Genomic DNA, 12852 nt, shown 5'->3' on the forward strand with positions numbered 1-12852 from the left:
TAAGACGGATACTGAAGACTAATTAAGCATATAAGTTAATGATTAATATACTTCGTAGTCTCTTTCAGTTTCCGTCTTTTTTACATTATAAATTATTTATTAACTATAAACTGTGGAGTTTCACCATTTAACTTTTTAATCGTATCATTTGCGACGATTTTAGACATCATATCTCTTGCTTCATATGTTGCGTTACCAATATGAGGTGTGATAACTACATTATCTAGTGATTTCAAACCTTCTGTAATTTCAGGTTCAAATTCATATACATCTAATGCAGCACCTTCAATTTCTTTGTCTTCTAAAGCTTTTACTAAAGCTTCTTCATTAACTATTGGACCGCGACCTGCATTAATTAAATAGGCTGTAGATTTCATCAGTTTAAATTGTTCGGTATCAATCATGTGATGTAAATCAGGATTATAAGCAGCATTGATTGTGATGAAGTCAGCATTTTCAAGTAAGGTATTTAGATCTACATATTTTGCACCAATTTCACGTTCTTTTTCTTTCTTTTGGTGAGGACCAGTATATAAGATATCCATATCAAAAGCTTTAGCACGCTTAGCTACTGCACTACCAATTTCACCTAAACCGATTATGCCAATCGTTTTGCCAGACACTTCACGGCCTCTAAAGAATAAAGGTGCCCATCCATCAAAACCTTGTGTTCGAGATAATTTATCTCCTTCAACTATGCGACGAGCAACTGCTAAAACGAGTCCGAAAGTTAATTCAGCAGTTGAGGCTGTTGATGCTTTAGGTGTATTTGTTACATCAATATCTTTTTCACGTGCATATTTAACATCTACATTATTAAAGCCAGCACCATAGTTTGCAATGATTTTAAGGTTACTTGCACTGTCAATCACTTCCTGATCAACATTCGTAGATAGAATGCTTATAAGCGCAGAAGCATCTTTGACACCTTCCATTAGTGTTTCTTTATCAATAATGCCTTCACCTTCATACATTTCTACTTCAAAGTGTTCTTTAAGTATATTTAATCCTACTTCTGGAATTGCACCTGCTATATAAACTTTTACCATTAAGCTCACTCCTTATCAATAATCTCTCTTTAAGTATAATAAAAGGAGAAAACGTATACAAATGTAATTCATACAATTTTATTAAATCATTTTAAGGCCTATTACAGAGAAGAGTATCAAGAAAATAAAAATGATACGGCTAAAATGTGTTGATTCTTTGTAAAATAACATTCCTACAATAGCTCCTCCAGCTGTGCCAATACCAGTCCATATAGCATATGCTGTTCCCATTGGAATTGTTGTCATAGCTAATTTTAATACACTAAAACTAAAAATAAACGTAATTGCCATTAAAACAATATAAAATTTTTGTTTTGAGCGTGCATATTGGTTTAACCATATGACACCAAGTACCTCTAATAATCCTGCAATGAGTAAATATAGCCATGACATATTACATTCCTCCCTTAGGTGAGTCATACGTTGACAGTTTAAGTCCAATAATGCCAACTAATAACAGAAGCAGTAATACAACTTTCATTTTTGTAAAAGGTTCTCCAAAGAAAAGCATATCTGCAATAACTGTACCAGCAGCTCCTATTCCCACAAATACTGCATAAACTGTACCGACTGGAAGTTGTTTAGAGGCGGAAATCATCAAGTAGAAGCTTAGTGCAATAAAAACTAATGTAAATAACCAAGTTGCAAAATTATGGGCATTATTTAATCCAATTACCCAAATAACTTCAATTATGCCAGCTAAGATGACTTTAAGCCATTGCATACCTTCACACTCCTTATAAAATAAAGACTAATATGCTTATTCTCTCAAAGCGTTACTTTTTATTCAATTTGTAAAACTTAAAAAGGACTTCGGATTGGGACAGAAATAATATTTTCTCAAAATTTATTTCGTTGTAACCCCAGCTTGCTTAGCCTGTAGAATTTCTTTAGGAAATTCTGTTTGCTGGGGCCCCGCCTACCAGGCAAGGATGACTAGGTTTGAAAAAAGCTTGATTCAAGCGCATTTTCAAATCAGTCAGCTACTGACAAAATGATAAAGTAGGCTGAGACATTTTATTTTGTCCCAGCCTCTAGTCCTACATGAATGATTAGAATTGAGAAAGCTTGATTTAAAGCGACTTTTCAACCATTTAGCTACTGTGAATTTACAATGCAGCTCTATAGTATAATGTTATCCTATATTTATGATTAGCATCATTTAAGCTTTATTTAAAATTATGATAAATGGATGTAGTTATAAGAACTAGCTTGGCTAGCTGAAATTGTACGTGTATCTTTGACATATGGTCCACCAGAATAATTCATTTCAGAAACAGTTACTGAACCATCGGTACCAACACTTTCTACATACGCAACATGTCCATAAGAACCTTCAGATGTTTGAAGAATTGAACCTTTTTCTGGAGTATTATTTACAGTGTACCCTGATGCTGATGCTGCACTCGCCCAGTTATTAGCATTTCCCCAAGTACTACCGATTTTACCACCAACTCTGTCATATACATACCAAGTACATTGGCCGGCTGTGTATAAATTACCTGATGTAGAAGATGTAGTTTGAGTTGAAGAAGAAGTAGTTGTAGAAGAACTACTAGATGACGAACTTTCATCTGACGTTGTTGAAGTTGTAGTGCTTTGATTATAGTTGAAAGATTGTTGATTAAATTGAGGTTGTTGATAACCTTGTCCTTGTTGATGACTAAATTGCATATTTTGACCATGTGGACTTTGTTGTCCGAATTGATTATGTTGTGGTGCTGAATTGTGAATATATTCTGCAGCATCTGCATGGTTAGCATTTAATCCTAATGCTGATACACCAATGCCTGCTGTTAAAGTTGAAATTGTAATATTTTTTTCATAGTAAAAAGTCCTCCCAAAATTTGTATTCAACAATAGGTTAAAAATAGCGATATGTTGAATAGACTTTGAATTTGTATTTTTTTGTCGCTCCCAACGACAAGTCATACTTTATCAGATTCTATTAGCACTGTGTGCAATGTTATGATTTCGTAAATGAAATACAAAAACCTTGAACAACTCCGTAATAAAGAGTAGTTCAAGGTTACGTACTGTAATATAGCTTGAATTATGCATGTATACTACATTAATCATATATTTAGTTTGTGTTAACAAATGATTATTGTTACAACCCTTTGTAATATTAGATGCTGTACAACTTATTTGAAGAAACGAATTGATAAAGGCACTACATACTCTTTTCCACCAAAATATTTAACGCATGCAACGATATGAAAAACTACATATAGGATAGTAAGTACAATTAATAGTAATGAAAGAACAAATAATAATATTGTAGCGATAATGATCGCTGCTTCATTATTAACTATATATATGAAAAATACAGGTACCATACATATACCAACAACAAAGTTCCAAATTAAATAAGAAATAAGCATGTTGAAGTAATTCTTTCCAGCTTTATCAACTAATCGTGATTCATTACGCTTGATAGCCCAAATAATAATTGGACCTATTACAGAAGTGAAGAACCCCAATAGGAAAATTAACATAGACATTAATCGGGCATCATCTTCATTATCTCTCTTTACCGTAGAGTCTTGTGATTGATCATAATAATCCGACATAATAATACTCCTCTCAATTAAAAAGTTATGTTTCATAATTAATATAACAAAGTTACTTAAAAAAGATTAGTTAATTTTAAAATTAATATAAATAATTGAGTTGTGTTTAATTTTTGAAAAATAGGATATAGTTTAGCGTTGTATAAAAATTGATTACTAATGATATTAGTAAAACTCATTATTAGGATTTGGCATTAGCTGACTGAATAGAAGTAATGTTGATTTAAGATATATTTTTATTCTAGCCAACTTTGCCCGGGAGCGGGGCTTAAATATGATCATTTTAATAAATGGTTGTATTTGAGGATATAAAGAAATCTATTTACATTTATTAGATTTCTAACCTGCTCCCTTTATTTTTTAAATGAAAAGCAGAGACGCTGATTTGATTAAGAAAGGAAGTTATAACTATGAAAATAGCGGTAGTAGGATCAGGTAACGGTGCAGTTACAGCGGCAGTAGATATGGTAAATCAAGGACATGATGTGAAATTATATTGTCGAAATTCATCCATTAAAAAATTTAATAACGCATTAGAAAAGGGTGGATTTGATTTTAATAATGAAGGTACAGAATCATTTGTACCATTTACAGACATAAGTGATGACATTGAATATGTATTGAAAGATGCTGAGATAATTCAAGTTATCATTCCATCATCATATATTGAATACTATGCGGAAATTATGGCTGAGCATGTAACAAGTGATCAACTTATTTTCTTCAATATTGCAGCTGCCATGGCGTCAATTCGATTTATTAATGTACTTGAAGATAAACATATTGAGATAGAGCCGAAGTTTGCTGAAGCTAATACACTTACTTACGGTACGCGCGTTGACTTTGAAAATGCACGCGTAGACTTATCATTGAATGTACGTAAAGTATTCTTTTCTACATATAATAAGAAGGAACTTAGTGACAGCTTTGAAAAAGTAAGTCAAATATATCCGTATCTTGTTAAAGAAGAAAATCTATGGAAGACAAATTTAGAAAACGGAAACCCAGAGGTTCATCCTGGTCCAACGTTATTAAATGTAGGAAGAATTGATTATGCTGATTCATTTGCCCTCTATAAAGAAGGTATTACGAAGCACACAGTAAGATTATTACATGCAATTGAATTGGAACGTTTAACACTAGGGCGTAAATTAGGATTTGAACTTTTAACAGCCAAAGAAGCACGTATTCAAAGAGGCTATTTAGAACGTAAAGACGAAGATGAACCATTAAATCGTTTGTTTAATACAAGTCCTGTGTTTTCTCAAATACCAGGGCCTAATTCAGTACAAAATCGTTATTTAACTGAAGATATTGCATATGGACTAGTACTGTGGTCAAGTTTAGGGCGTGCAATTGATGTTGAAACGCCTAATATAGATGCTGTTATTATGATTGCATCAACAATTTTAGAACGTGACTTTTTCGATGAAGGTCTAAAAGTAGAAGAACTTGGTTTAGAAAAACTTGGTTTAGAATAATTAACAAATTTAGATTACTAAAAATGAATCTTTAATTAACATTCTATTTATGATTAAATGCACATCTAACTATGAAAAGAGGTAATTAACTAAAAGGAAAAGAGGAATGTGTATGAAAAGACAGCCATCATTTTTGGAAGCAATATCTACAATTATCGTTATGGTTATTGTCGTGACAATAGGCTTTATAAAATTTAATATTCCCATTCAGGTACTGTTACTCATATCATCTGCATATGCAGCTTTGATAGCTTGGCGAGTAGGCTTAAAATGGAAAGATTTAGAAGAGGGGATTACACGAAGATTAACGACGGCTATGCCTGCAATATTTATTATACTAGCTGTAGGTATAATAGTTGGAAGTTGGATGTATTCTGGAACTGTTCCAGCTTTAATATACTACGGTCTAAAGTTTTTAAATCCACATTATTTTTTAGTTTCTGCCTTTTTAATATCGGCTATTTGTAGTTTAGCTACTGGAACAGCCTGGGGATCAGCTTCAACAGCTGGTATTGCGTTGATATCAATTGCGCATCAGTTGAATATCGATATGGGTATGGCAGCAGGTGCTATTATTGCAGGTGCGGTCTTTGGTGATAAAATGTCACCATTATCAGATACAACTAACTTAGCTGCTTTAGTAACTAAGGTAAATATCTTTTCTCATATCAGATCAATGATGTGGACAACGATACCTGCTTCAATTATTGGACTAATAGTTTGGTTCTTTGCAGGGTTAACTTCAAAAGGGTCAGTGAATACGAAACAAATTAATAAGTTACTGAATGAACTTGATGGTATCTATAATATAAATATTTGGGTGTGGGTGCCGTTATTAGTCATAATCATATGTTTAGTTTGTAACGTATCTACTGTACCATCTATGTTAGCATCAAGTTTAAGTGCAGTTATTATTGGAACATTAAATAATCATTTTAATATAGTTGATGGTTTTAAAGCTATGTTTAATGGATTTACACCTGCGATGACTGGACATTCCAATCTTTCTACCAATGCAACATCCCTATTAGAACAAGGTGGAATGATGAGTATGACAGAAATACTAGTGACAATATTTTGTGGGTATGCATTTGCAGGTATTGTTGAAGTATCGGGATGTTTAGATGTCATGTTAAAAACGGTTTCTAAAGGTATACATTCAGTAGGAACGCTTATCTTAATAACAGTCATTTGCTGTTTAATGTTAGTATTTACAGCTGGTGTAGCATCTATAGTAATTATTATGGTGGGTGTCTTAATGAAAGACATGTTTGTTAGTAGGAATTTAGATAAATCAAATTTATCAAGAACTTTAGAAGATTCAAGTACGATGGTGTTGCCGTTAATACCATGGGGAACTTCAGGCATATACTACACACAACAACTGGGAGTATCAGTAGATCAATTCTTTATTTGGACAGTTCCATGCTACTTGTGTGCAGTATTAGCAATTATTTACGGCTTTACTGGAATTGGTATTAGAAAATTAGATAACAAAAGTTATGTAAAAAATTCGTAAAAATATGTTTAATCATTTGTGAAAAGGATGTATTTAAGTATGTTAAAACGTTACAAAGATATTTTTGTAGCGAGAATTGGATCCATGAACGATGGACAAACGAATTTATTATCAACAATTATGTAGTAATAGATATAACAAATCAAGAAAGAATGAATTTGTTCGAAATAGATTAAGATTGGAAAGTATTGATTATTACTTTCCAATCTTTTTTGTTTTTAATTATACGGCAGGAGGCTATTTATATCTCATAATAAGATTTTTAAACTAGTGGAGATGCATGTTGTTTAATGTATATATCTTTGAGTCTGAAAGTAAGCGCAAAAAAGCGATCCATTTTTGGATCGCTTTTATACTTATTAATAAAATTAGTGAATGTAGTTATATGAAGCAGCTTGGCTAGCTGAAATAGTACGTGAAGTAACAACACCAGCACCATGACCATAGTTCATTTCTGATACTGTAACTGAACCGTCACTTCCAACACTTTCAACGTATGCTACGTGACCATATGCACCTTGTGAAGTTTGTAAAATAGCACCAGCTGATGGTGAATTGTTTACTGTGTAACCTGAAGCAGCTGCAGCGCTTGCCCAGTTATTAGCATTTCCCCAAGTTGAACCGATTTTACCGCCAACTCTATCAAATACATAATATGTACATTGACCAGCGGTATATAAGTTACTACCTGAACTTGAAGTTCTTGAAATTGAAACGCCAGTTGATTGTGATGATGGAGCAGTAGTTGTAGTTACTTTAATGTTACGATCTGAAGTTGAGTAACTAGCACCTAAACCACCAGTTTGTTGATTATTTGCACTATATGATTGAGTGTTATTGCTGTAGTTGTTGTAGTTATTATAGTTATTGTAATTATATGAATAGTTGTTGTATGAATAATTAGATTGACTAGAGTGATTTACTTGATTTGGGCTCCAGTTACCTTTCCAAGTGTAATGATAGTTACCTTGTTGGTCGATAGTGTAAGAGTAGCTGTATGAAGTTGGATCATTTGGGTTATATCCTTGTTCTGCTGCATGTGCCTCATGACCATGTCCAGCGATAGCGATAGTTGCAACTCCTGCAGTAGCGATTGTAGCAGTAGCGATTTTTTTCATTGTAAAATTTCCTCCTGAGAATTAAATTAATATTTTATATTTAATAGTCATTTGATGACCCTTGAGTCCAGTTTTTAATAAGTTTCTTAACGACAAGACATACTTTATCAGAAAAAAATCATTTTGTGTGCTTTGTTATCATTTTGTAATTTTTTGCTAATAAATAGTGTTGAGTTAAATACAATAAGTAATTTTTTGTAATATTAAAAAACGTTGTCATAACAGTGTTTAAAAAAATATATGAAAAAGATACTCATTTTCTTGTAACATTTTTGTAAAGTAACAGCAAAAATAAATTTGATATAAAATTAATAGAATTCATTATTTTTGTATTGTTTTAAAATTATATATATACAAAAGATCTATTAATTAAATTGTATTATTACTCTGAAATGCTATAAAAGAAGCTCTTATTGGGGATTATTCATAAAAACATTATAAAAAATATACAAAAACATTTGTATAAGATAATAAAATGATATAATTAGTTAAAAGTTTGCTACTGCTAATACCGAAATAAAACATACAATTATATATGAAGATAGGCATTCAAAAAAAGCGTTTAATTAGAAAATCGTTATTAATGCAGCAATAGTTATTAGCGTTATGGGGGATAATTTATTATTTCTGTTTATGTCATATCTTTATATATTATAAAGTGAAAGGACGTTCGTATGATTGATAACTTTTCGGTAAAGCTTTTAAAAAATATAAAGATAAGTAGTCAAAAGGAATCAAATATTAAATTAATCTATTGGCTAAAGGGGTCAGGGAGAGTAATTTTAAATTTAAAAAAGTTTCAAATGAAAGAGAGAGATTTATTATTTGTAATGTTAAATGATATTTACTCGATTGAGAATGAGGATGGAGCAATTATCGCTAGTATTGAAATAGCATTCAAAGATTATTTGAAATATGCTGATGATTATATTAAGTCTAATGGATATAAATTTCTCTCTATTGAAAGAAAACAATTAGAACCCTTTATTTTAAATTTACTTGATTTTGAAAGTAATAAGTCAGATAAATTACAAATAAAAGATAAGCTGGTAAAACACTTATGTGTAGAATTAGGATACTTGCAGAGAAATCAACGCACTCATTACAAACTAGATAATGCCTTAGTTGACAAAGTACATGAGTATATTATTAAACAGCACAGTAATAAGATAAGTCGCCAAGATATGGCTAATGCACTCAATATGTCAGCCAAGGAACTTAGTAAAGTCATCAAGTATCACACACCTTATCATAATATTACACAATATATTAATGATGTTAGATTAAAATTATGTTTGATAGACATTTTAAAAAGTAATCATTTAATACAAGATATTGCATATAAGCATGGATTCAACCATTTTCCACATTTCATTGCTTTATTTAATAAAAAATACGGCACCACACCTGGTCAAATCAGAACTAAGAATCAATCGCATCAATATCAATCATTTAATCAATCAGAAATACCATTAGATGAAGAAACACAATTATTAATTGCTGAAGCAAAAGATAATTACAGTTCAACCGAATAATAATAGATATAAGTCAAACATGATGATTGAGTACAAGTAAACATGACCTTTCAATTGATAAATTATAAAGATAATGTTGTTTATTTAAGAAATCAAGTCAATGTCTATCTTTAATAGATTGGGTAAATATAGAGTTATATATTCAATAGTTTCAAATGCAGTTTTAAAATATGGGGCTATGATTAGACAATTTGTTATCAAATTAGCATGGAAACTCTTAACCGTCCAATCCTGAAATAGTGCTATGAGGTGATAGCTATGATGAATAAAAATAAGCTAGAAACATTATTATTTTATCTTGTTTTTATGAAAGCGGTAGGTGAGGTGCTAAAGTATAGTTACCAATTAAAATTTGAGCAATTAAAAACATTGTATGAAATCATTAAATATTTTCATGTTCATCATCAAGGCATTTATATAGATGAGTTAATCACTTATCAAACCATTTCAAAAAGACAATTACGACATCATTTAGAGCATTTATATCATTTAGGATGGATCACTAAATTACGTGATGATAATGACCAAAGACGTATATTATTTCTCCCATCCAATAGCTGTCAAGATAAACTGAACATTATGTTTATGGAAGTTAGTGAAATGATAAAAGGGAAGAATTTTGACTATTTAATAGAAATAACAGCCCAATACAATCAATTAGGGCATGTTATAACCATTTTTGACGCACTTTACAAAGTTCGAAATATAGCAAAGGAGTCTAATTTGAGTTTGGATGAATTGTTTTTATTAGGTAAGTTACTATCTAGTCGACAAGTTATTTCATTAAAAGAAATTCAGGCAATGTCATATCGATATTTAATATGTATGAACGTGGTTATTAATGATCTTTATCAAAAAGGGTATTTAAAAAAGTATCGTAATTCGATAGATGAACGTATTGTAAATGTAAAATTTATTGAATCACGAGCATATGAAACAAATCAATTATTTATTAGATGTTACAATAAGTTCCAAGAGCAAATGAAGTACAATAAAATATCATAATATGTAAGGAGAATGAATTCATGATTCTAGATAATGTGAATCCCAACGATTTGTTTCCAACAGAGTCAAAAGGCCCTTCAGTATTAGGTGTCATTGAGTATAATGTTCAAGGCCAAAGTGAATTTGAAGGAGCATTTATTGCTACTTCTGAAAGATTAATTATGAATGTAGATATGAATGGTCAATTCTATTATAGAAATATCCCATATAATGAAATAGAAGAAATACATTTTAATGGCACAGGTATTTTGTTTACTTTTAATATTGGAAAAGTACCAATGAAACAAATCAAAACTAAAGACGTTAAAGCATTCGTTGATTATGTGGAGTCTAAAATTAAATAATCAAAAAGTTGAATAAAACCTAAAATACGTTACTATGATTCTAAAGGAAGCAACGCTTGTTATAATTATATTATTATTACAATTAGCTGAGGCTAAAAAACATGTGAGTCTTTAACATAAATAATATAATGTTGCTATTTTGCAAATTCGCAGTAGCTGACTGAGATGAGAAGACGCTTAATTCATGCTTTCCTCAGTTCTGGTCATTCTTGTAAGGGTGGGACGACGAATTTTTATAAAGAATTCTGTCCCAGTCCTCTTTTTTTATCTCCAAATAAATACCTATAGTGACTAATTGATTATATATAATTTAATTGATGTAACTTGTTATTGATAATTAATATCATTTGAATTTCATAAAAATATTGAAATATTATACATAAATGTTATAAAATAAATTTTATAGCATAAGAAATGTTTGGTAAGTAATAAATAGTAGACATGAACCTTGTAGCAACAAGACGTACATCAGAGGAGTGGTTTAGAATATGGGACAAATTAAAGACATCAATGATTTAGTTAACGCAACATTTCAAGTTAAAAAGTTCTTCAAAGATACTAAAAAGAAATATAATTTAAATTATGAAGAGGTTTATATTTTAAATTATATTGCGAGAAGTAAAACGAATGAAATAACTTCAAAGGAAATTGCAACGTATTCAGAGTTTAAACCTTATTACTTAACTAAAGCATTACAGAAGTTAAAAGATTTACAGTTACTTTCAAAAAAACGTAGCATACAAGATGAAAGAATAGTTATTGTTTATGTAACAGATGAACAACGAGACAAAATAAATAAACTGATTGCTGAATTAGAGAAGTACATTAAGTAATCAACGTTTATTCATAAAAGACTTAAGTTTTGAGAGATTTAATCTCATTGACTTAAGTCTTTTTGTGTTTATAATCCCTTAAGTGGTTAACTTTCAATTTGTAATGTCGAGTGATAAACTAGGTTTAAATAATAATGACAATGAACAGGTGATATAATTGATCGATTCAGTTCTGATTAATACAGATATTCAAAAGAAATGGATAAAAAAATTTCAATCAATAGAAGAGACGTTTAAAGCAAGAGCAACAGAGAATGATAAACAGTCTAGGTTCCCTTATGAGAATATTGAATGGCTAGTTAATGAAGGTTATAGTTTACTAACGCTACCTGTAGAATATGGTGGAGAAGGTGCCACTATTGAAGATATGGTTGTTTTGCAAACATATTTAGGTGCTATTGACGGTGCAACAGCATTATCTATTGGTTGGCATTTAAGTGTTATAGGTCAAATATATGAACAAACGATGTGGAACCAGGACGTGCTTAATCGCTTTGCAAAAGATATCGAAAATGGAGCTCTTGTTAATCGAGCGGTAAGTGAAGCGGATACAGGGAGCCCAACTCGCGGAGGCAGACCTGCGACACATGCAGTAAAACAAGATGACGGTTACTTATTAAATGGTGTTAAAACGTTCACATCAATGAGTAAAGCATTGACCCATTATATTGTAGCTGCATATGTAGATGATTTACAGGAAGTAGGTTTTTTCTTAGTACCAAGAGAATTTGATGGTGTAGAAATTGCAGATAATTGGAATATGGTAGGTATGAGAGCTACAGAAAGTCACGATTTAGTATTGAATGATGTATGGATACCTAATGACTTTTTCGTAGAGTCAAAAAGAAAGCCACAACCGAATGGCTGGATATTACATATTCCAAGTACATATTTAGGAATTGCACAGGCGGCAAGAAATTATGCCATAGACTTTGCGACGAGTTATGGCCCAAATAGTATAGAAGGAACTATTAGCCATTTACCAACTGTACAACAAAACATTGGGAAAATGGAGTCTTTACTATTATCAGCACGTCACTTTTTATGGAGTACCGCAAAAGGATATAATTATTCAGAAAATCAACCACACTTATGGAATGAAACATCTGCTAGTAAAGTGCTAGTGATGAACCAAGGGTTAGAAGTTGTTGATTTAGCGATGAGAATTGTTGGTGCAAAAAGTCTGGAAATGGATCGTCCGTTACAACGCTATTATCGAGATATGAGAGCTGGATTACACAATCCACCAATGGAAGATGCAGCATACACTAATATAGCGAAATCTTTATGTAATTTATTTTAAGAGTCTAATAACTATAGATTTTAGGGAGTGGGACAGAAATAATATTTTCTCAAAATTCATTTCGTTGTATCCCCAGCTTGCTTAGCCTGTAG

General features: G+C 31.2%; 13 protein-coding genes. 7 read left to right on the top strand and 6 right to left on the bottom strand.

Annotation, left to right across the window (positions count from 1 at the left end; genetic code table 11):
• Window positions 1-92: 92 nt before the first annotated feature.
• From HMPREF2737_RS09600 to HMPREF2737_RS09620, 5 genes are all read right to left on the bottom strand, one after another.
• Entirely contained in the window at window positions 93-1049 is a 957-nt protein-coding gene (locus tag HMPREF2737_RS09600) for a 2-hydroxyacid dehydrogenase family protein (RefSeq protein WP_037549869.1), read from the bottom strand.
• A gap of 81 nt (window positions 1050-1130) precedes the next feature.
• Window positions 1131-1442: a DMT family transporter gene (locus HMPREF2737_RS09605; protein ID WP_037549867.1), complete on the bottom strand. Its 312-nt coding sequence runs from the start codon at window positions 1440-1442 to the stop codon at window positions 1131-1133.
• A gap of 1 nt (window position 1443) precedes the next feature.
• Window positions 1444-1773, bottom strand: coding sequence for a DMT family transporter (locus HMPREF2737_RS09610; protein WP_037549865.1), 330 nt, complete (start codon window positions 1771-1773; stop codon window positions 1444-1446).
• Between the two features lie 455 nt (window positions 1774-2228).
• Entirely contained in the window at window positions 2229-2981 is a 753-nt protein-coding gene (locus HMPREF2737_RS09615) for a CHAP domain-containing protein (RefSeq protein ID WP_229664795.1), read from the bottom strand.
• Window positions 2982-3193: 212 nt separating this feature from the next.
• Window positions 3194-3622 (bottom strand): DUF4870 domain-containing protein, encoded by a 429-nt coding sequence (locus HMPREF2737_RS09620; protein WP_037549858.1) that lies wholly within the window; start codon window positions 3620-3622, stop codon window positions 3194-3196.
• 410 nt (window positions 3623-4032) lie between these two features.
• Here HMPREF2737_RS09620 and HMPREF2737_RS09625 point away from each other — a divergent pair, with 410 nt between their 5' ends.
• Window positions 4033-5103 carry an NAD/NADP-dependent octopine/nopaline dehydrogenase family protein gene (locus tag HMPREF2737_RS09625; RefSeq protein ID WP_037549856.1) on the top strand — a complete coding sequence of 357 codons (1071 nt, stop codon included), beginning with the start codon at window positions 4033-4035 and terminating at the stop codon, window positions 5101-5103.
• Between the two features lie 112 nt (window positions 5104-5215).
• Window positions 5216-6622, top strand: a complete 1407-nt coding sequence (gene nhaC / locus HMPREF2737_RS09630; protein ID WP_037549854.1) for a Na+/H+ antiporter NhaC — start codon at window positions 5216-5218, stop codon at window positions 6620-6622.
• A 368-nt stretch (window positions 6623-6990) separates the two neighbouring features.
• On the opposite strand, the gene HMPREF2737_RS09635 is transcribed toward nhaC, so the two are convergent.
• Complete coding sequence (locus tag HMPREF2737_RS09635) at window positions 6991-7740, bottom strand: CHAP domain-containing protein (protein ID WP_037549852.1); 750 nt, start codon at window positions 7738-7740, stop codon at window positions 6991-6993.
• A gap of 674 nt (window positions 7741-8414) precedes the next feature.
• Between HMPREF2737_RS09635 and HMPREF2737_RS09640 the strand changes: the two genes are divergently transcribed.
• From HMPREF2737_RS09640 to HMPREF2737_RS09660, 5 genes are all read left to right on the top strand, one after another.
• On the top strand, window positions 8415-9275 hold the full coding sequence (locus HMPREF2737_RS09640) for an AraC family transcriptional regulator (RefSeq protein ID WP_037549850.1): 861 nt from the start codon (window positions 8415-8417) through the stop codon (window positions 9273-9275).
• Window positions 9276-9533: 258 nt separating this feature from the next.
• Window positions 9534-10280 carry a transcriptional regulator, SarA/Rot family gene (locus HMPREF2737_RS09645; RefSeq protein ID WP_229664794.1) on the top strand — a complete coding sequence of 249 codons (747 nt, stop codon included), beginning with the start codon at window positions 9534-9536 and terminating at the stop codon, window positions 10278-10280.
• 20 nt (window positions 10281-10300) lie between these two features.
• Window positions 10301-10624, top strand: coding sequence for a PH domain-containing protein (locus HMPREF2737_RS09650; protein WP_037549846.1), 324 nt, complete (start codon window positions 10301-10303; stop codon window positions 10622-10624).
• Between the two features lie 488 nt (window positions 10625-11112).
• Window positions 11113-11457: a transcriptional regulator, SarA/Rot family gene (locus tag HMPREF2737_RS09655; RefSeq protein ID WP_037549844.1), complete on the top strand. Its 345-nt coding sequence runs from the start codon at window positions 11113-11115 to the stop codon at window positions 11455-11457.
• Window positions 11458-11617: 160 nt separating this feature from the next.
• Entirely contained in the window at window positions 11618-12760 is a 1143-nt protein-coding gene (locus HMPREF2737_RS09660; RefSeq protein ID WP_176743854.1) for an acyl-CoA dehydrogenase family protein, read from the top strand.
• Window positions 12761-12852 lie beyond the last annotated feature (92 nt).

The sequence above is a fragment of the Staphylococcus sp. HMSC069D12 genome, assembly GCF_001810405.1.
Lineage (GTDB): Bacteria > Bacillota > Bacilli > Staphylococcales > Staphylococcaceae > Staphylococcus > Staphylococcus haemolyticus.